Source organism: Gardnerella sp. c17Ua_118 (assembly GCF_055804255.1).
The window spans coordinates 651,514-671,483 of sequence record NZ_JANUYT010000001.1 but is presented as its reverse complement, the minus strand read 5'-3'; the positions used below and the strand labels follow the sequence as shown (position 1 = coordinate 671,483).

Genomic DNA, 19,970 nt, shown 5'->3' with positions numbered 1-19,970 from the left:
GCATTATTTAAGATTTGACTTAAGACCTTAAACGGTCGCTTTGCATAGCTGCGACTTGTCTTGAAAACACTATTATCCACCCTAAAAATAGTAAACAAGACAAAGCTTCTACATTTGTTAAAGTGTTATTACCATGAACCCATTGGTTTCCAACCCAAGCAGTAAGAATAACAGCTAAATCCGAAGCAACGTAGAATGTTTTAGAAAGCCTAGGAGCAAGCCATGGAAGGCATATAAGCATTGTGCAAATAAGACCAGTAACGCCTCTAGCGCATAAATCGTGTATAACTGGGTGAGGAGTGTAGCGGAACGTTCCAATCCCAATAAACGCTATTCCTCCAAGAATTAGCAAAGCTGCCATAATAGTTGTTCGAGTTTTAAAATGCTTTGTAGTGTTAGTGCCCTTATTTTGCAAGATTTCGTGCTGTGTTGCAACAAACTCGGTTATAGCAAAGTAGCTTGTAATAATAATGCATATTCCAGCTAGAATTAGCGTTGCATTAAACATGCTTGCTGCAAACGTTGTTCTGTCTCCTAGTTGAGAGAAGTTATTGTTGTACCAATACGGGTCGTCGGAAGTTAATCCAGCAGTTGCAGCTCCAGAAATCACAAATAGTGGAAGAAGTGAAGCAACGGTTTTTGCTTCTAAAAGTTCTGCTTGTACAAGAGTTGCATATCCAACAATTCCGCTTAATGCGCAACAAAGAACAGGAAGATAATTGTTTACGGCACTTCTTCCAATAATGCTGTTGATTATAGAAAGAAGAGCAAAAGACATAAGTAGCATTGTTGCGCCATAAATCGTAGAAAGAGCGATTATTTCAAAAGCGTGTTTTGCAATTTGCAACCAATTCTTTTTAAGTATTCCTTTGTGCGTTCTTAAATATCCGACTACAAAAGTGCACATGCTGCAAGCGGCCACCACTCCAGATGCCATTGTAAACAAGCGTTGTGTAACTTGCCATATTGCTGGCATTGTGTTTATGTATATAGACATTACAATCATGCCAAATAATGCGCACGCTAGAAAAGCGATTAATCCAGCTGCTTCTGCACGTTGAAAACGCCCCATATGAACCTCTAAAATCCGTTTCCTATTTTTCAATGCTTGTTCTATTCTATCGCGCGTGTTGCAAATTTGCGTTTGTCTGCAATGTGCGCTATTGTATTTGATTGTGCTTGGAGCTGGTAATCAGCTAGAAAGCATCGGGGTGTAGCGCAGTTTGGTAGCGCGCCTGCTTTGGGAGCAGGATGTCGCAGGTTCGAATCCTGTCACCCCGACTTTTTTATATCTGCTTGTTTTTTGAACATCTACTATACAAAAAAGCACTCTATGTGTATTCTTGTATAGGTGAGTTTTTGGTGCATTATTTGTGTTAGATTCTTACACTGTGATTATAAATATTTGACTCGGGAGCCGTTTTGGCTGAGAGGAAGCGAAAGCTTCGACCGATTGAACGTGTGCTAAGTAATGTTAGCAACGGATGTCGCTCTTTTCCCGTGCCCAAATCTTTCAATATTGAAGAAAGGCACTTATTATGACTAATGTTTCAATGGAACATTCTAATCGCTGGCGTATTCTTGATATCGTCATAGCTGCTATTATCGCTGTTGCATCTGGCGTATTATTCTGGGCTTGGGATATTGTGTGCGCAGCTCCTACTAATCTTTTTGCAAGCTTATTGCCTGGTGCTGAAGGTTTATCTAATGGTTTTTGGCTTTTTGCTGGACCTTTAGCTGCAATAATCGTGCGTAAGCCTGGTGCTGCATTGTTTGCCGAAACGCTTGCTGCTTTTGTGGAACTTATGTTAGGAAATCAATGGGGTGTTGGCGGATCGTTAATCGTCGGTATTATTCAAGGCGTTGGCGCTGAACTTGCATTCATTTTCTTTATGTACAAAACATGGAATCTGCTTTCCACTGCAATATCTGGATCGTTAGCAGGCGTAGCTTGCTTTATCTACAATTGGGTTAGTGGCGGTCAAGGCTGGAGCGCTCAATATATTGTTGCAAATCTCATTACTTCTATTATTTCTGGTCTTATTGTTGCAGGCGTTGTAGTGTGGTTTGTTCAAAAGGCATTAGCTGCAACGGGTGTGCTTGATCGTTTTGAATCAGGCCGTCCTCAAGCATTAGTGTGAGTTATATCTAAGTACTAATTGCAACTTGTAAACTATCGTGTTTAATGCGCAAAATGCAAAAACACGGTAGTTTACTCGTATGATGCTTATATTTCGTATTTGTTTTACTTTATATTTTTTGAAATTGTGTTATGCAATTTTTATATTTTAGATTTTGCTATGCAATGAAAATTTTGCTATGCAATGAAAGTTTGTTTGTATGCAATTTGTGAATAAGACTGAATGGACTCCAGCGAGCGTAGTTGCTAAAGACTGGGGTTGGAGACACGCTACTCGCAAAGATTTTGTGTTGAGGAATGTAAATATTGATATTAAGCCTGGTGAGCATGTGTTGCTTTTAGGCGCTTCTGGCGCTGGGAAAAGCACATTTATGGCTGGTTTAGCAGGTGTTTTAGGTGACGAAACAGAAGGTATGGAAGAAGGTAGCCTTCTAGTCGGTGGTGTTCATGCTAGAGATGCTCGCGGAAAAGTTGGACTTGTTATGCAAGACCCAGATTCTCAAATCATTCTTGAAAGAGTAGGCGACGATGTAGCTTTTGGAAGTGAGAATCTTGGAGTTAACAGCGAAGAGACTTGGAATCGCGTAAAGCTTTCAATAAAAGCTGTTGGCTTAGACAATATTACTCAAGGAAGTCAGGGTCTTAGACGCTCAACACAATCTTTATCGGGAGGTCAAAGGCAACGTCTTGCTTTAGCAGGAGTGCTTGCAATGCATCCTGGATTGCTTCTTTTAGATGAGCCTACAGCTAATCTAGATCCTAAAGGTGTTCAGCAAGTTCATGATGCTGTAGCGAATATTCTTAAAAAAACAGGCTCTACAATGATTGTAGTTGAACATCATATTGACGTGTGGCTGGATTTGATTGATAGAGTTATTGTTATTGGAAAAGATGAAAATAATAATGATTCAAATGTAGGATGCGTTATTGCAGACGGTAAGCCTGAGGATGTTTTTGAAAAGTATGGCGATATGCTTGCAAAAGGTGGTGCTTGGGTTCCAGGAAGAACAGTTAAATCTTTTGCTCCTAAACATTGCTATGACGAGATCAAAGACGAAATAAAAGACGAGATCAAAGATACGGAAGAATCTGTTGCGCTCTATACGAATGATTGCTCTTTTGGAAGAACTCTGACACTATCGGAACATGTTAATGTAGCTTTTCGTTTTGGCGAAGTAACGGCTTTAATGGGACCTAATGGTGCTGGTAAAACCACATTAGCGTTAACGCTTGCAGGCTTATTAAAGCCGATTGCTGGCAGCGTGTGCATGATGGAAAAGTATGTGCCAAAACGACGTAAAAATGATCTTTTTACTTGGAAAAGTCAAGAATTACTAGGGCGAGTTGGCATGGTGTTTCAGGAGCCAGAACATCAATTCATAACATCGTCTGTAAGAGACGAAGTTGCTGTAGGGCCTAAAAAGCAAGGAAAAAGCGAAAAGGAATCTTACGATATTGCCGATAGCATGCTTGAACGTATGGATTTGAAGCGTTTTGCTCTTGCTAATCCTTATACATTATCTGGAGGAGAAAAACGTAGACTTTCTGTAGCTACGCTTTTAGCTGCTGCTCCACGCGTTGTTATTATGGATGAGCCTACTTTTGGACAAGATTTTAAAACTTGGACAGCAATGGTGAAACTTATTGCGCAAATACGCGATAGTGGCTCAGCGGTGATTGTTGTTACTCACGATGATGAGCTTGTAAAGTCTTTAGATGCCAGAGTAATAAGAGTTGAGTCACGAAAAATCGCAGGATCCGCTCATAACTATAGTGAAGGGAATGAGTAGAAGTGAATAAAACTAGTAGTGTAGAAGAATCGTCTAGTATTCAAGTTAAAGACTTTGAAAATTTATTAAAAGTTTCGCATATTGATGTAACTGCATCTTCTAAACGTTTAGAAAGTGAACGACTAGTTTCGCCTTCTTGGTTTATTCGTAGGCTCAATCCAATAAGCCGTTTTATTGGAGCGCTGCTACTTTGCTTACCTATGTTTGTTACATTAGATATTGTTTCAGCTTCTATTGCATTCGGTTTAGATATACTGTTATTTGCAATTGCTGGAGTAACTCCTTGGTATGTTTTACGCCATACTTGGCCAGTTTGGATTGCTGCTTCGGGTAGTTTTATATCGGTTCTTTTATATGGTCAAAGTTCTGGAGATGATATATTTAAGTTTGGCTGGATGCATATAAGCCAAGGATCATTGTATTTGGCAATTTGTACGTTTGTTCGTGTTGCATCTGTAGCAGTTCCAGGCGTTATATTAGCCATTGGATTAGATCCAACTGATTTAGCAGACGGATTAGTGCAGATTTTGCATTTTTCTCCACGATTTGTGTACGGAGCATTAGCTGGATTGAGAATGTTTAGTCTATTGCAAAATGATTGGCGTGCTTTTGGTTTAGCTCGAAGGTCTCGTGGTATATCGGATGGTAAAGCGTTGCAGCGTATGCTTTCGCAATCTTTTGGTTTGCTCGTGTTATCTATTCGCAGAGGCACTAAACTTGCTACAGCTATGGAAGCTAGGGCTTTTGGAAGTAATATTAAACGTGTTCCAGCACGAAAATCGAAGTTAACAGCATACGATTGGATATTTTATGCAATTTGCATTGCTGTTCCTACTATTGCTTTATATGCTTCAATACAAACAGGATATTGGCATAATGCGTTTATTCATATGTAAAGCATTGTGAAAATTACAATGCGTACATATTTATAGATAGTATTCATAATATGAGCGGAATAATGAATTCTTATAATCATGATGATGTTTGGCAAGCTCCATCATGCAATACTCCTTTGAATGCAACAGTGAATATTCCTGGAAGCAAATCATTATCTAATCGATACTTGATTTTGGCAGCTCTTGGTAAAAAGCCAGTTGTTCTAAAGGGATTGCTGAGATCAAGAGATACGGAACTTATGATTAACGCGCTAAGCGTATTTGGAGTTAAATGCGATTCGCTAAGCCGCGACGGCACAGCAGTTTGTGTTATTCCGCCCAAAAATGGCGTTTTTAGCGTAGATGATAATGCGGTTGTTAATTGTGGCTTGGCTGGAACAGTTATGCGTTTTGTAACAGCTTTAGCGCTGTTTGCAAATAATTGTGTGAAATTTGATGGAGATGAGCAAGCGTATGCTCGTCCAATGAAGCCTGTTCTAGATGGATTGGAACAGCTAGGCGCAAAAATCGTATATCACGGAAAAGTCGGATTCTTACCATTTAGCGTTATTCCGCCCAAAAATCTTGAATCATATGGTGTAAATAGTGCGCAAAATTCTTGCAATAATCGCGTTATTCGCATTGACTCTTCTTCATCGTCTCAATTTATATCTGCGCTTCTGCTAATTGCATCTCGAATTCCAGGAGGATTACAAATCGAGCATATTGGAAGCAAATTGCCTAGTATGCCTCATATTCAAATGACAATGGAAGATGTGCGCAAAGCTGGCGGAGTAGTAGATATGCCAGAAAGCGGAGTATGGCGTATTAAAGAGCATGATTTGACTTTGCCAGATGAAGTTGTTGTAGAGCCAGATCTTTCTAATGCAGCGCCTTTTATTGGAGCAGCGTTGATTGCTGGCGGATGCGTTAAAATCCCTAATTGGCCGCTTAAAACAACTCAGCCTGGGGGATTGTTGCCTGGGATTCTAGAGCAAATGGGCGCAGAAATTGTTTTTGAGCATTCGGCTGCGGATTCTTCAACATTGTGCGTAACTGGTAGTGGCAAAATTCACGCAATTAAGTCGCTTGATTTGGCTGCTGCTGGCGAGGTTGCGCCGAGTATTGCTGCGATTCTTGCGCTTGCAGATGGTGTAAGCGAGTTGCACGGTATTGCGCATTTAAGAGGCCACGAAACGAATCGCTTGAGTGCAATAGTTACGGAACTAAATCGCGTTGGAATAGGCGCTGATGAGCTAGATGATGGAATTCGTATTATTCCTAGCAAAAATATGCATGGGGAAGTGATGGAGACTTATGCGGATCACAGAATGGCAACTTTTGCATCAATGTTAGGTCTTCGTATATCTAATATAAGAGTAAAAAATATTGCCACTACGCGCAAAACAATCCCTGATTTTCCTGGTATGTGGAATAAGATGCTTGAATAGTGAGCTTAAATAGTGAGACTAAATAGTGAGCTTAAATAACAAATAATCCCGAGTTTTTTTAACTCGGGATTATTTATGTGTTACGTTTTTACGTTACGTTGTTTTACACTACGATTTAGCGCTCAAACTTGTTGCCGTAAGAATCGACTCCAGCTTCTGCGATTTGTGCAGACTTTCGAGCGATTGCCAACTCTTCGTTAGTTGGGATTACAGCAATAATCACAGAGCTATCTGGAGTGGAAATAATGCGTGGCTCCTTAGAACGAACCAAGTTCTTCTCTTTATCGAGCTTAACGCCGAATGGAGCAAGCTTTTCGCATACGCGAGCGCGAACAATCTCGTCGTTTTCGCCAACGCCAGCGGTGAATGTGATTACGTCCACGCCGCCCATTTGAGCTGTGTAGTTGCCAATGTAGCCAACAATGCGGTGAACGTACACGCCAAGAGCAAGCTTAGCGTCTTCGTCGCCCTCTGCGATGAGCTTATGAATATCGCGCAAATCGCCGTGGCCAGTCATGCCCATCATGCCAGAACGCTTGTTAAAGAGCGTATCAAGCTCGTCTACGTTCATGTGAGCGTTGCGAATAAGGTGGAAGACTACAGCTGGGTCAATATCTCCAGTGCGGCCGCCCATCATCAAACCTTCGAGAGGCGTTAAGCCCATAGAAGTTTCAACTGGCTTGCCAGAAATCTGAGCGGAAGCAGAAGCGCCATTACCAATGTGCAAAACAATCTGCTTCAAGCCTTCTGCAGGCTTTCCAACAACGCTTGGAACTACAGAGCCAATGTACTCGTGGGAAGTGCCGTGAGCGCCATAGCGACGAATGTGGTACTGGTTTGCAATATCTTTGTTCAATGCGTAAGTCGCAGCAACCTGTGGCAAATCGTGGAAGAACGAAGAGTCAAACACCATAATCTGTGGAACATCTGGCAAAAGTTCAGTCATAACTTCAGCGCCAACAGCCTCAGGGCCGTTGTGAAGTGGAGCCAAAACAGCCAAATCCTTCACCTTATTAATGGTCTTTTTGTTTACTAATGCAGGCTTAGGGAATGTTAAGCCACCCTGAACAACGCGGTGTCCAACAGCTACGATTCCAGACTTGGAAAGATTTGGACCATACTCCTCGAAGAAGCCGAGTACGCGCTTTAAGCCTTGCTCGTGATCGTGCACTGGCTCGTCAAACTCATGCTTTTCGCCATTGAATACGTGCTTGTAGTGTCCGTCAACTGGTTCGCCAATTTTTTCTACGATACCAGACGCAATACCTTCGCCGCTTTCCAAATCGACGAGCTGGTACTTAATAGAACTAGAACCAGAATTGATAACAAGAACGGTTTTTGCCATGAGGGCATCCTCCATAAAGTGTTGATAAGGCTAGTAAATTGCCATGTTTAAGTTTACATGCAAGTTCCTACAATGAGTGCTTTTGTATTTACTTATTATTACATTTGCAAATCATTGTAAGAACTTGCAATTATTAAATTATTGCTTGATATTATTGCTTGCGATTATTAGAACTGCGCTTCCAATGCTGTAAGAGCAACAGTGTTGATAATATCTTGAACCAATGCTCCTCTAGACAAGTCGTTAACAGGCTTGTTTAAGCCTTGCAGGATTGGTCCAACAGCTAAAGCGCCGCTGGAGCGCTGAACGGCCTTGTATCCAATGTTTCCAGCGCATAAGTCTGGGAACACAAACACATTTACGTGGCCCGCTACATCATTGCCTTTAGCTTTGGACGCAGCAACAGTTTCCGACCATGCAGCGTCAAACTGAATAGATCCAACAACTTTCAAATCTGGGTCTTTTTCTTTTACAATCTTTGTTGCTTCTTCTACAAGATCAACGTCTGGGCCTTTTCCAGATCCAAGAGTGGAGTAAGATAGCATTCCAACCTTAGGATCTAAGCCAAAAGCTTTAGCAGTTTGTGCGGATTGAAGAGCAATGTCAGCCAATTGTTCAGCGTCTGGGTTCAGATTAATAGCACAATCAGCAAATACTGCTACATGATCCTTAAAGCACATAATGAATGCGCCAGAAACAAGCTTAGATCCAGGCTTAGTTTTAATAACTTGAAGAGCAGGGCGCACAGTATTTGCTGTTGAGTTAACAGAGCCAGAAACAAGTCCGTCTGCTAATCCAAGTACTACTAGCATTGTGCCAAAATAGCTTGCGTCTTTAAGCTGTTCTCTAGCTTGCTCTTCGGTCATGCCTTTCTTTGCGCGCAATTCGCAAAGCTTGCTAATCATTTTGCTAAGAATCTCTTCGTCGCTCATAGATTGGAAGCTTGCTTTGCTAAGAGACTTTAATCCAAGCTCTTGTGCTCTTGCAAGAATAGATTCGCGTTCTCCAACAATAACGAGGTTTACAATGTCCCGCTCTAGCAAGTAATCGGCTGCTTTTAGAATGCGATCTTCTTCGCCTTCTGGAAGTACTATTGTTTTCTTATTTGCTTTAGCTTTTCCAAGCAAGCTGTATTGGAAGGCATATGGGGTAGTAGGAGCGGCAAATGGCTGCTGCAAAGCGTTGATGATTTCTTCATCTGCAACATAATCGTTGAATTTATCTGATTCTGATTCGCTTATAGAAGGCAAAGTCCAAAGTGGAGTGCCATTATTGCTTTGAGTATAGTCTTCTTTTAGTTCTTTTGCTAAGTCTTCTTTGCAATCAGTTACAAACACACCGAATACTTTTGTGTATTCTTTGCTGACGCTTGCGCATTGCGCTTCGATTGTTTGCAAGATTTGCTTGCTATCTCTGCCTTCTGCGCAAATGCTTAGGAACACAGGAGAAGCTAAATCAGCTGCCACACTTGCATCGAATCGGAATAAATCTGGATCAAATACAGAAGTAGAATCACTTGCTACAATAACGCATCCTTGAGCGTTTGTTGCGCTAATCAGCTCGTTGTAATGAGCTACAATGTCTCCTCTTAGTGTGTCTTTGTTTTTACGAACTGCGCATGGGCATGCTGCGATTACTTGTTCCAGCGTTGGTTTTGTGTTGCTTGCAGCTATCAATTCGCTTGTAAACGCGTCATCATGCTTTGCGGATGGTCTAAAAACAGTTGTTGAATAATGATTAGAGAGAGCTTTTGCAACTCCTAGTGCTACAACATTGCGACTTTGCGCGCAATCTGCGCTAATAATAGTTACGTTAACTAACGACACGACTTTTCTCCTTTGATGCGTCTGTGTTTATTCTATTTTGCGTTGCATTTTATTTTGCTTTGCATTTTCGTTTTTGCTATTCTTCGTGTTTCAACGTTGAAAATTGCATGTCGAACGAAGAATCCTTAGCTATTTTAAGACTATTTGCAAAACAACAAGCGGAAATTTTGATTTTTATGTGTTTTATTATTAATTTTTTTGTGCGACTAATTTTTTAGGGAGCCAACCTTTCGATTGACTCCCTAAAAATCAGCTAAGCAATTTTAGCGTTGATAGCTTAAAACTACTCGTTATCGCCAGCGGTTGCAGCGGTAGCGGTGACAGCGCCTGGCTTGTCGGTTTTAACGCCTGGCCATACCCAATCGGTGTAGTCTGGGTGATCAAGACCCTTGTCGACTGCATACTGGAAGGCTTCGAGGCGGAAGTCCTCGAGCTTCTTGATTTCGTCGGCATACTTAGCGGCGTCAACCATGCGCAATGCTTCAGCAGTAAGCTCGTAACGATCCATGTCGTTCACGCGAACCATATCGTATGGCGTGGTGGTGGAGCCCTGCTCCTTGTAGCCATGAACGTTGAAGTTGTCGTGGTTTGGACGATCGTAAATCAAGCCGCGAACGTCATGTGCATAGGAGTGATAAGCGAAGAGGACTGGCTTGTCTGCAGTGAAGAGATCAGTGAACTCTTCGTCAGTCAAAGCTTCGTTGTTTTCCTTGGCGGACTGCAACTTGAGCAAGTCAACAACGTTAACAACCTTGAACTTAACGCCAAGCTTGTTCAACTTGTCGGCAGCGGCCATCAATTCCTGCTGTGGAACATCGCCAACACCAGCAAGAACAACCTGAACTTCGTCATTGTTCTTAGCGTTGGAAGCCCACTTCCACTCAGCAGCACCCTTCTCGAGCTCTTCACGAGCTTCGTCGAGAGTCAACCAAGTAGCAGCTGGCTGCTTACCAGCGAAGATGGCGTTAATCATGTTGGTGGACTTGTAAGCCTTCTCTGCAACAGCAAGCAACATGTTGGAATCCACTGGGAAGTAGATGCCGATTACGTGATCGTTGTTGAAGGTCTTGTTCAAGAGCACGGAGGTTACGCCTGGATCCTGGTGCGAGAAGCCGTTGTGATCCTGACGCCATACGTGGGAGGATACAAGCAAGTTCACAGAGGAGATTGGCTTACGCCATGGGATCTCGCGAACTGTAGCCTCAAGCCACTTTGCGTGCTGGTTCAACATGGAGTCAATAACGTGTACGAAGGACTCGTAAGAGCTCCAAATGCCGTGACGACCAGTGAGCAAGTAGCCCTCGAGGAAGCCTTCCATCTGGTGCTCGGAAAGCTGCTCGGTAACCTGGCCGGTAACAGCCATGTGCTCGTCAACTAAGCCAGAAAGGTAGCCTGCGTCCCACTGCTTGTTGGTTACTTCGTAAGCAGCCTGCAAACGGTTGGAAGCGGTCTCATCTGGGCCGAAGATACGGAAGGAATCTGGGTTGTTCTTGATGATGTCACGAGTGTAAACACCAAGACGACGGGTAGCTTCGAGCTGACCCCAGCCGTGACCGAATTCCTTAACTTCCTTGACTTCGTAATCCTCAAGCTTTGGAAGCTTAAGATCTTCGCGAATACGACCACCATTGGCGTTTGGATTTTCGCCAATACGGAGTTCGCCCTTTGGCATGAAGGAAAGAACGTCTTCCTTAACAGCACCCTTTTCGTCGAAGAGCTCTTCAGGCTTGTAGGACTTCATCCAGTTCTTCAAAACCTCGAAGTGAGCTTCGGTATCGCGAGCGGAAGCCAGTGGAACTTGGTGTGCACGCCAAGAACCTTCGGTCTTCTTGCCGTCGATGAACTTCGGGCAAGTCCAACCCTTTGGAGTGCGGAAGATAATCATTGGGTAGTAAGGGCGAGTTACATCGTTAGTCTGAGCCTCGGCCTTAATATCGCAAATCTCATCGAAGATGGTTTCAAACATATCGGCAAAGCGACGGTGAATGGAAAGGTGATCCTCATCATCGAAGCCAGCAACGAACTCATATGGTTCGTAACCCATGCCGTGGAAGAACTCGTGAAGCTCTTCGTCGGAAATACGGGAAAGAATGGTTGGGTTAGCAATCTTGTAGCCGTTCAAATGCAAGATTGGAAGCACAATACCATCGGTACGTGGGTTCACAAGCTTGTTGGACTGCCAACCAGTAGCCAAAGGACCAGTTTCAGCTTCGCCATCACCAACGATTGCTGGAACGAACAAGCTTGGGTTGTTCATAACAGCGCCATAAGCGTGGGAGAGAGCGTAACCAAGCTCGCCACCTTCGTGGATGGAGCCTGGGGTCTCTGGAGCGAAGTGAGAAGGAATACCGCCTGGGTAAGAGAACTGGCGGAAGAACTTCTGCAAACCAGCTTCGTCCTTGGTGATCTTTGGATAGTACTCAGTGTAGGTACCGTCAAGATAAGACTGAGCAGTACCAGCTGGGCCGCCGTGGCCTGGACCCATGATAATCACGGTGTTCTGCTGGTGATCAGCAATAAAGCGGTTGATGTGTCCAATAAGGAAGTTAAGGCCTGGAGTTGTACCCCAGTGGCCGACTAGACGATGCTTAACATCTTCGCGAGTGAATGGCTCCTTCATTAGAGGATTGCTGCGAAGATAAATCTGACCGATAGCGAGGTAATTAGCAACGCGCCAATACTTGTCTACGCCTTCGATGGCCGCCTCGGAAACTGGAGCGTTAAGCTTCTTCCAAGGGGTGCCAATAACAGGACTCGTCATGTGTACTCCTGTACTCAAGCACTTTTCAGTGCGATTTTAATCATTACCATTTGGTTATAGAGGCCAAAAAACAAATGTATTCGCCTCTTTTTCCATCTTTTTCAGTATAGTAACAGCTTTTGACTTTTGTGCGTTTGATTAGTTACTACGTGCGAATTTGTTGAAAAAATGTGTTAAAGTGTTAACAAAAATCACCTTAAAAGTATCAATTATGTTATGTTTGATGTTCACTTTCTTGTTATGTCAAGGTTGTTTATTTTTACAATTTTTATAATTTGTTAAGTTACGGCGTTTCGCACAACGCAACGTCTAAAAGCGCCATTAGTATAAATTGAATCACCTATAAATGTGTTTCTTATATATAAGGAGAATCATGGCAAACGGTCCGGTACTTGTAGTTGACTTCGGTGCCCAATATGCCCAGCTAATCGCTAGAAGAGTGAGGGAAGCAAACGTTTATTCGGAGCTTGTTCCACACTCCATGCCAGTAGAGGAGATGCTGGCAAAAGATCCAAAAGCCATAATTCTTTCTGGCGGACCTGCCTCTGTTTATGAGCCAGGAGCGCCAAAAATTGACACAAAGATTTTTGAAGCAGGCGTTCCAGTGCTTGGAATTTGCTACGGATTCCAAGTTATGGCTCACGAGCTTGGCGGCGTTGTAGACAAAGCTGCATTGGGTGAATATGGAAAAACGCATGCAACTGTTGATGAAGCAGAAGGATTGCTTGCAAATTCTCCATTAGAGCAAAACACTTGGATGAGCCACGGAGTGGCAGTTAAGAGTGCGCCAGAAGGATTTGAGGTGCTTGCGCACACTCAAGGCGCTCCAGTTGCAGCTATGCAAGATAAAAGTCGCAAGCTTTACGGAGTGCAATGGCATCCAGAAGTCAAGCATACGCCTTTAGGCCAAAAGCTTATTTCTACATTCTTGCATGAATGTGCAGGATTGGAAAATGATTGGAATCCTTCGAGCATTATAGAAGATCAGGTTGCAAAGATTCGCGCCGAAGTTGGAGATGCACAAGTTATTTGCGGACTTTCTGGAGGAGTTGATTCCGCTGTTGCTGCGGCTCTTGTGCACAAAGCAATCGGAGATCAGCTTACTTGCGTTTTTGTTGATCATGGTCTTCTTCGTAAAGGCGAAGTCGAACAAGTTAAGCATGATTTCGTTGAGGCAACTGGAATCAAGCTTATTGCAGTAGATGCAGACGATGACTTTTTAGATGCGCTTAAAGGTGTGAGTGAGCCAGAGCGTAAGCGCAAGATTATTGGAGAAAAGTTTATTCGCACATTTGAAAAAGCTCAGCGTCAAGTTATTGAAGAAGCTGATAAAACTGGAGCAGAAGTTAAGTTCCTTGTACAAGGCACGCTTTACCCAGATGTTGTTGAGTCTGGCGGCGGAGACGGTGCTGCAAATATTAAGTCGCATCACAATGTTGGTGGCTTACCAAAGGACTTAAAGTTTAAGCTTATTGAGCCTTTGCGCACGCTGTTTAAGGATGAGGTTCGCGCAATTGGTACGGAGCTTGGACTTCCAGATGCTATTGTGTGGCGTCAGCCGTTCCCAGGTCCTGGTTTGGGAATTCGCATTGTTGGCGAGATTACTCGCGAGCGTTTAGCTGTGCTTAGAGAGGCAGACGCTATTGCGCGCGAAGAGCTTTCTGCAGCTGGATTAGATCGCGATATTTGGCAATGCCCAGTTGTTCTTTTGGCAGATGTTCACTCTGTTGGAGTTCAAGGAGACGAGCGCACATACGGTTCTCCGATTGTGCTTCGACCAGTAAGCTCTGAGGATGCTATGACCGCTGATTGGTCGCGAGTTCCTTACGATGTATTGGCAAAGATTTCTACTCGAATCACAAACGAATGCCGTCAGATTAATCGCGTTGTGTTAGACGTTACATCTAAACCACCAGCAACAATCGAGTGGGAATAATCGCAAAATTTTCTGAAATGGCTTAATTACAAGCTATAAAGAGAATGAAAAATGGCTACTGGTACTCAAATGGTACTGGAAGTAAAAAAGAATAAACTAAATAATAGTTCCAAGTGGTTTAGATTTGAACAAAAAATTAGACCGTAGTCTTTAGGCTGCGGTCTTTTTGCGTACATATTATGAGGATTAATTTATTTAGAAATCTCCAATGGCTACTTTCAAATGTAACAAATAACATAAACCAGATTGCAAAAGTAACCAATACAACGGGAGTAATTTATAAGAAAGATATTGATTATATTAGAGAAAAAATAGAAAAATTATCAAAAGAAATATGGCAGATTCATTCCATACTTCTTAATAGATCAAAAGAAAGATCTAGTGATTAGTACAGCAATTACAAAAATACATCCTATAAAATCAACTCTAAATTTGGCAATAGACTATACAACTAAAAGTGAAAAAATTGATTAAAAAATTTTGGTATCTTCATTCAAATGCTACCCATCTACTGCCCAAATTCAATTTATGAAAACACGAGAGGATAATGATACTAAAGTTGCAGTTTTGTCTGGAAATCTAGTACAATATTTTATTTTATGAAAGTTTAATTTCATAAAAGCTTATTTATTATTTTTTAAAGGATGAAAATGGACTTTGTAATAGTCCTATCATAAAAAAGACTAGTAATTAAACTAAGGTTTAGTAGAGATACAACACTTTTTAAATGAAATAAAGATTTTATCTGATATAATAATATGTAATAACTTGAGGTTAATGTTTGATAAAAATGATGGAAAATAATGAAAATAAAAAGAATTTATTCAGAACAACCAGAAGTTGAAATTTGGGAGAATTTATTAAAATATACTTACCCAGAAAATATAAAAAAATATTTCAGTAAAAATCATAATAGCCAGCCATCAGATGATTTAATAAATATAATCTCTGGATCTTTATCACAAGCTTATGAATATTTTAGTCTTTCAAGAAAGTCTAGTTTACAAGTTTCTCCTTTATTAATATATTATGGTTCTACTAATCTGATTCATGGAACTCTGTGTCTAGTATATGGTAAATTATTAAAAATTACAAATCATGGAATGAAGTTAAGAAAACTTTCAGGAATAGATAAAATTGGAGACGTAACATTAAATATCAATGATAATAAAACTGGTGGATTATCAATATTTATAAATGAGTATAATCCTTATAAACAAGAATTCTCATCTAATATCGAATGGTCTTTTGAAGAAATTGCTGGTTCGATTGTTGAGTTATCAAATGACTTTTCAGATCTTTATGGACAAGAGAATATTCATGCGATACCAATAAAAGAAATTATATTAGATAATGAAGTTCAGTATAGAGTTAATCTAGATATTTTTAATGAGACACAAGTAACGACCCTATTAAAATCAATTCCAGACTTTAGTAAAAGTTATTTTCCTTTCGAAAAAAATAGAAATAATGAATTGATTATTAGAAAGAAAATTCATGGTCAGAAGCTACATGAAGTAACAACCATGGGAGAAAGTTTTTTCTTGCTGGTTATACGAAAGATGGTAAACAAATTTCTTTTCCATATTTTTCATTATTCTTAATGTTGTTATTTATGCTGGGAATGTTATGTAGATATAACCCAGAATTTTGGAATCCATTTGTAGAAAGAGATAATAGTGGAGAAAGAAATTTTGTAGAGAAGCTTATTAGAGTATCTAGACGACAGCTTCCAAATTTAATGCTAGATTTATTAACAGGTGAAAAAAATATGTATAACATGCACTTCGACTTAAATGAGGACAAGTGTAAAAATTTAAGTGAAGAAGATATAAGAGAACTAATTGAAGCGGAATTAAATTTGAGGAGGTTACATTGATGAGTACTTATCTAGAATATATGTTTAAACTATGTCAAGATATTACAAGTCTAAATCTCTCTAAAGATCTTCAAGAACAAATTTCAAAAATGAAGGAGACTGGGGAATATTTTTCGAATCAATCTTTGCTTCTCCAAGGGATACGAAATGAATCTGATTTTTATATTGTATTAATAATGAATGAATTAAGTAAACAAACTGATTCGAAAGATAATTTTCTACGATCTGTTACCCCGTTAAATCAAAAAGAGCTTGAAATATTCAAACAGTTACATAATGTTATGAAATACTTTTATGAGCAAAGTTTAAAATCGATAGGAAATTTACCTGAAAACTTAAAAGTAGCACTAAGTCCAACATCTAAATACAACTTTAAACTTCCATACTCGACTGATTTAGATGTTTCGACCATCATAGACACAGAAATTTTTAAGGACGTCTTCAATTATTGGAAGAGAAGTAATCTTAGACGAATTTATGAGAAAGAAATAATTAAATATGAATCTCTATTAAATGAGATAGGGGTTGAGCAAATAATCCAATTATTATATGCAGTAGGTAACGATATTGATAAATCTGGATATAAAAATGTCCCTAACAGTTTAAAAGATTTACGAGGTTATAATGAACCATATTCTCAGCGAGATAGCAGAGGGGTGTTGAGGTTTTTCTATCTTTTATATTCTATTAAAACTATAATCGATATTAGCACGGACTTTTTAGCTATGGCATTTAAAGGGATAAAGATTGGAGTAGTAGGGGAAGAAAATGTTATCTCTATTAAATCTAATTTTTCTAATATGCTTAGAGAAGGAAGGGAATTTATTATTTACCCAGGTTTGAAGAAAGATCCTGCTGTGAGTAATTTAGTTGTAATTGAGGAAAATTTATATAATAAAAAAGAATTTGGTTATTGTACAGCGGTTCGACATAGTTATATGAATGAAAATGGATCAACTCTAGAGTGTAAAATTAGTGTGATTGATGAAGAAATGAATCCCTATAATTATATAGAATCATTGTATGATAGACAAATATGGTAGGTAAGAAAGAATTTATACTATGACATTTGATTGAAGAAAAACTTGGAAGCTACTTGAGAAAAAGAGTGTGGAAAGAAGATGTAGGATTAGCGTAGGAATTACCTTATTTAATTTGCAAAGCTATGTAGTATTAAAGTTGTAAGTACGGATGTTATATAAGAATTTTTGAAAATCTTAATTGTTATATTGGGGATTTGGTTAGTTATTTAAATATAAGGATTTTAAGATTTTTACTAAAGAAACAGATTTTAAACATAGGAGGAAATTTATGATTATAGCAATTGGAGGAGGAGAAGTATATCAAAATCAAACGTACGATATAGATAAATTTATTGTTGAGTCATCAAATAAAGAAAACCCGCATTTTTTATTTATTCCTACAGCGAGTAAAGATGCTGATGCTTATATAGAAACCATAAGTAATTTATATGAGAGCTTGGGATGTAAAACTGATACATTGTATTTATCTAACGCAAAAGTAAACAAGGAAGAGGTTAATCAAAAGATAGAAAATGCAGACATAATTTATGTTGGTGGTGGAAATACTGCTTATATGATGCAAGTTTGGAGAAAATATTCTGTAGATAAGGCACTAATTAAAGCTTATAAAAGCGGAAAGATACTCTCAGGCTTAAGTGCAGGCTCTATATGTTGGTTTATTGCAGGTCATAGTGATAGTGAATTTATAGAAGATGTAGAAAACCCAAAACATAAATGGGTTAAAGGCTTAGGCATTATTCCTTATTTACATTGTCCTCATTATGATGAGCCAGAAAGAGTAGGTTTTGATGAATTCTATTCTGGACAGATAGCAGATGCTATAGCAATAGAGAATCAAGTAGCAGTTATTTGGGATAATTACGAGATCAATGTTATTAAATCTAACCATAATAAGAACGCATATAAACTTTCTTGGAGTGATAAAGGTTTGAGTAAAGAAGTTTTATTTTAAAAAAATTCTCCGATACTGGGACTGAGACGGGACTAAAAATTTGAAAACGTCCTATAATTAGATGGATTTAGTGAGATTAGAAAAAATAGAACATAGTATTTTGAATGGTTTGGGATATATCGTACGTTTGGAAAAGAAGAATGGGAATAGATGAGCCTAATATAGTCCTAATATAGTCCTATATATAAGGAGTGAAGTAAGAACAAAGCAAAGCCGCAATTCTTGCAGAAAGGAACAACGATGATCCACGGCATAGAAGTATTTACGAGCTTCAATAAAAAGGCGCTTGTAAAGTTAAAGTTTGTGTTGGCAAGAGTTGCGGCTATAACATCTTGTGCTGCTACTATTTTGGCGGGAGCAGTAGTCGCAAGCAGCCCAGCGATTGCAAGTGCTGGCGTAAAATCATCTCAAAAAATTACAGAAAAAGGCGTAATCGTAACAGCATTCCAGCAAAATTGGAAAAGCATAGCCAAGGAATGCAAAAAAACGTACGGCCCAGAGGGCGTAAAATACGTGCAAGTTTCACCTCCGCAAGATCATATTAAGGGCGATCAATGGTGGACAAGTTATCAACCTGTAAGCTATAAGCTAAATTCAAAACTCGGCACAGAAGACGAGTTTAAAAAGATGATTACAACTTGCAAAGCTTCGGGTGTTGGAATTATTGCAGATGCAGTAATAAACCACACAACTGGTTTTGCAAACAAAGACACACTTGGCGTTGGTGGAAGCAAATATGATGCTGCAAATCAATCGTTCCCAGATGCAGGGTACACAAAAGATGATTTTCACAAGTCAACAGAAGATATAAACACGTATAGAAAAGCAGAAATCGTTTGGACGCATCGACTTGTTGGTCTGTTGGATTTAGACACTTCTAATCCTCATGTGCAAAAAACTTTGGGAGAGTACTTTACGCATATGCTAAAGCTTGGAGTTGCTGGGTTTAGAGTTGATGCAGCAAAACACATGTCTCCGCAAGATGTAAAAGGCATAAAAGCTGCGGCTGCAGAGGCTGCTGGCACAACGCAAGATAAGATTTGGTGGATGCAAGAAACAATAGGGTTCCCAGAGCAAGACCCTAGAATTCAGCCAGACCAGTATCTGCAAACTGGTGAAGTGAACGAATTTGAGTACTCCTATAGGCTTAGAAACTATTTTTATGGGTCTATTGAGAATCTTAAACATATTACAGATAAGCTGATTCCAAGCAAAAAAGCTGCGATTTTCGTTACGAATTGGGATACTGAGCGAGATAATGCAAGCAGAGTTTTGACGTATAAAGATGGCAAAAAATATGAGCTTGCAAACGCGTTTATGTTGGCATACCCGTACGGAACTCCAAATGTGTTTTCGGGTTATGAGTTTACAAAACGAGATGAGGGAGCGCCTGGATCTACGCAGACTTCGATTCCTGACGTGAGTTGTGCAAAGGATTCTAAGTGGCAATGCACGCAAAGGCTAACTTCGATTCGCGGAATGATTGGGTTCTACAACGCCGTTAGGGGCACTAAGGTTGCTAATTGGCAAGATGATGACGATAATAACGTTGCGTTTAGCCGAGGAAACAAGGGTTTTCTTGCGATTAACAACACGGAAAAGCCTCAAAAAGTGAGTTATAAAACCGACTTGCCAGATGGCGAATATTGCAATGTTTATGAGTCTAAATATTGCAATAAAACTGTGAGCGTTAGTGGCGGCAAAGTAGAGACCACTATTGATGCGGAATCTGCTGTTGCTCTTCATGTTAATGCTGTAAAAAGCCTTGGAAACGCTAGAGTTAGAAACGTTACAATATTTATTTGCGTGTTTTCTGTGTCAATTTGTGCGTTTGTTGTTAATAGAAGATTTGTTGAAAAATCGAAGAAGCTTGCTAAAGGCAATAGTGATGGTGTTAAAACAGGTGAGACTGAAGGTAAGTGATTCTGGAATAAATCTTTAGGTGAGCTTTAGTTGAGCTTTAAGTGATTCT

The 19,970-nt window shown here is 40.0% G+C and carries 15 protein-coding genes and 1 tRNA gene; 12 read left to right on the top strand and 4 right to left on the bottom strand.

Annotation, left to right across the window (positions count from 1 at the left end):
* Window positions 1-19: 19 nt before the first annotated feature.
* The gene (locus NYP69_RS02775; protein WP_422112972.1) at window positions 20-1,072 is read right to left on the bottom strand and encodes an ABC transporter permease; all 1,053 of its coding nucleotides are present in this window, start codon (window positions 1,070-1,072) and stop codon (window positions 20-22) included.
* A gap of 135 nt (window positions 1,073-1,207) precedes the next feature.
* Here NYP69_RS02775 and NYP69_RS02770 point away from each other — a divergent pair.
* The 5 genes from NYP69_RS02770 to aroA all read left to right on the top strand — a co-directional run bounded on the left by NYP69_RS02770 (window position 1,208) and on the right by aroA (window position 6,256).
* Window positions 1,208-1,281 (top strand) — tRNA-Pro (locus tag NYP69_RS02770).
* A 257-nt stretch (window positions 1,282-1,538) separates the two neighbouring features.
* A complete protein-coding gene (locus NYP69_RS02765) occupies window positions 1,539-2,141 on the top strand; it encodes an ECF transporter S component (protein WP_016635674.1) in 603 nt (200 codons plus the stop codon).
* 199 nt (window positions 2,142-2,340) lie between these two features.
* A complete protein-coding gene (locus NYP69_RS02760; RefSeq protein ID WP_116438550.1) occupies window positions 2,341-3,930 on the top strand; it encodes an ABC transporter ATP-binding protein in 1,590 nt (529 codons plus the stop codon).
* A gap of 2 nt (window positions 3,931-3,932) precedes the next feature.
* Window positions 3,933-4,826 carry an energy-coupling factor transporter transmembrane component T family protein gene (locus tag NYP69_RS02755; protein WP_473410556.1) on the top strand — a complete coding sequence of 298 codons (894 nt, stop codon included), beginning with the start codon at window positions 3,933-3,935 and terminating at the stop codon, window positions 4,824-4,826.
* Window positions 4,827-4,888: 62 nt separating this feature from the next.
* Window positions 4,889-6,256, top strand: a complete 1,368-nt coding sequence (gene aroA, locus NYP69_RS02750; protein ID WP_473410555.1) for a 3-phosphoshikimate 1-carboxyvinyltransferase — start codon at window positions 4,889-4,891, stop codon at window positions 6,254-6,256.
* Window positions 6,257-6,371: 115 nt separating this feature from the next.
* On the opposite strand, the gene NYP69_RS02745 is transcribed toward aroA, so the two are convergent.
* The 3 genes from NYP69_RS02745 to NYP69_RS02735 form a co-directional block, all read right to left on the bottom strand.
* A complete protein-coding gene (locus tag NYP69_RS02745) occupies window positions 6,372-7,601 on the bottom strand; it encodes an acetate/propionate family kinase (protein ID WP_004574964.1) in 1,230 nt (409 codons plus the stop codon).
* A 167-nt stretch (window positions 7,602-7,768) separates the two neighbouring features.
* A complete protein-coding gene (pta, locus tag NYP69_RS02740; protein ID WP_473410554.1) occupies window positions 7,769-9,427 on the bottom strand; it encodes a phosphate acetyltransferase in 1,659 nt (552 codons plus the stop codon).
* 283 nt (window positions 9,428-9,710) lie between these two features.
* Window positions 9,711-12,188, bottom strand: coding sequence for a phosphoketolase (locus NYP69_RS02735; RefSeq protein ID WP_004112522.1), 2,478 nt, complete (start codon window positions 12,186-12,188; stop codon window positions 9,711-9,713).
* A gap of 373 nt (window positions 12,189-12,561) precedes the next feature.
* Here NYP69_RS02735 and guaA point away from each other — a divergent pair, with 373 nt between their 5' ends.
* From guaA to NYP69_RS02700, 7 genes are all read left to right on the top strand, one after another.
* Window positions 12,562-14,124, top strand: a complete 1,563-nt coding sequence (gene guaA / locus NYP69_RS02730) for a glutamine-hydrolyzing GMP synthase (RefSeq protein ID WP_473410552.1) — start codon at window positions 12,562-12,564, stop codon at window positions 14,122-14,124.
* 179 nt (window positions 14,125-14,303) lie between these two features.
* On the top strand, window positions 14,304-14,513 hold the full coding sequence (mobC, locus tag NYP69_RS02725) for a plasmid mobilization relaxosome protein MobC (protein ID WP_032842998.1): 210 nt from the start codon (window positions 14,304-14,306) through the stop codon (window positions 14,511-14,513).
* A gap of 414 nt (window positions 14,514-14,927) precedes the next feature.
* The gene (locus NYP69_RS02720; protein WP_473412914.1) at window positions 14,928-15,728 is read left to right on the top strand and encodes a YaaC family protein; all 801 of its coding nucleotides are present in this window, start codon (window positions 14,928-14,930) and stop codon (window positions 15,726-15,728) included.
* Window positions 15,698-16,003: a YaaC family protein gene (locus NYP69_RS02715; RefSeq protein ID WP_473413076.1), complete on the top strand. Its 306-nt coding sequence runs from the start codon at window positions 15,698-15,700 to the stop codon at window positions 16,001-16,003. The genes NYP69_RS02720 and NYP69_RS02715 overlap by 31 nt, the downstream gene beginning before the upstream one ends.
* Window positions 16,003-17,046 (top strand): hypothetical protein, encoded by a 1,044-nt coding sequence (locus NYP69_RS02710; protein WP_004132508.1) that lies wholly within the window; start codon window positions 16,003-16,005, stop codon window positions 17,044-17,046. The genes NYP69_RS02715 and NYP69_RS02710 overlap by 1 nt, the downstream gene beginning before the upstream one ends.
* Before the next feature lie 268 nt (window positions 17,047-17,314).
* On the top strand, window positions 17,315-17,998 hold the full coding sequence (locus tag NYP69_RS02705; RefSeq protein ID WP_004132507.1) for a Type 1 glutamine amidotransferase-like domain-containing protein: 684 nt from the start codon (window positions 17,315-17,317) through the stop codon (window positions 17,996-17,998).
* Window positions 17,999-18,238: 240 nt separating this feature from the next.
* Window positions 18,239-19,921: an alpha-amylase gene (locus NYP69_RS02700; RefSeq protein ID WP_004132506.1), complete on the top strand. Its 1,683-nt coding sequence runs from the start codon at window positions 18,239-18,241 to the stop codon at window positions 19,919-19,921.
* Window positions 19,922-19,970: the final 49 nt, after the last annotated feature.

Coding starts and splice junctions, on each gene's coding strand:
- NYP69_RS02775 (WP_422112972.1), bottom strand. CDS start 1,072: ATGGGGCGTTTTCAACGTGCAGAAGCAGCTGGATTAATCGCTTTTCTA.
- NYP69_RS02765 (WP_016635674.1), top strand. CDS start 1,539: ATGACTAATGTTTCAATGGAACATTCTAATCGCTGGCGTATTCTTGAT.
- NYP69_RS02760 (WP_116438550.1), top strand. CDS start 2,341: ATGCAATTTGTGAATAAGACTGAATGGACTCCAGCGAGCGTAGTTGCT.
- aroA (WP_473410555.1), top strand. CDS start 4,889: ATGAATTCTTATAATCATGATGATGTTTGGCAAGCTCCATCATGCAAT.
- NYP69_RS02745 (WP_004574964.1), bottom strand. CDS start 7,601: ATGGCAAAAACCGTTCTTGTTATCAATTCTGGTTCTAGTTCTATTAAG.
- NYP69_RS02735 (WP_004112522.1), bottom strand. CDS start 12,188: ATGACGAGTCCTGTTATTGGCACCCCTTGGAAGAAGCTTAACGCTCCA.
- guaA (WP_473410552.1), top strand. CDS start 12,562: ATGGCAAACGGTCCGGTACTTGTAGTTGACTTCGGTGCCCAATATGCC.
- mobC (WP_032842998.1), top strand. CDS start 14,304: ATGAGGATTAATTTATTTAGAAATCTCCAATGGCTACTTTCAAATGTA.
- NYP69_RS02720 (WP_473412914.1), top strand. CDS start 14,928: ATGAAAATAAAAAGAATTTATTCAGAACAACCAGAAGTTGAAATTTGG.
- NYP69_RS02710 (WP_004132508.1), top strand. CDS start 16,003: ATGAGTACTTATCTAGAATATATGTTTAAACTATGTCAAGATATTACA.
- NYP69_RS02705 (WP_004132507.1), top strand. CDS start 17,315: ATGATTATAGCAATTGGAGGAGGAGAAGTATATCAAAATCAAACGTAC.
- NYP69_RS02700 (WP_004132506.1), top strand. CDS start 18,239: ATGATCCACGGCATAGAAGTATTTACGAGCTTCAATAAAAAGGCGCTT.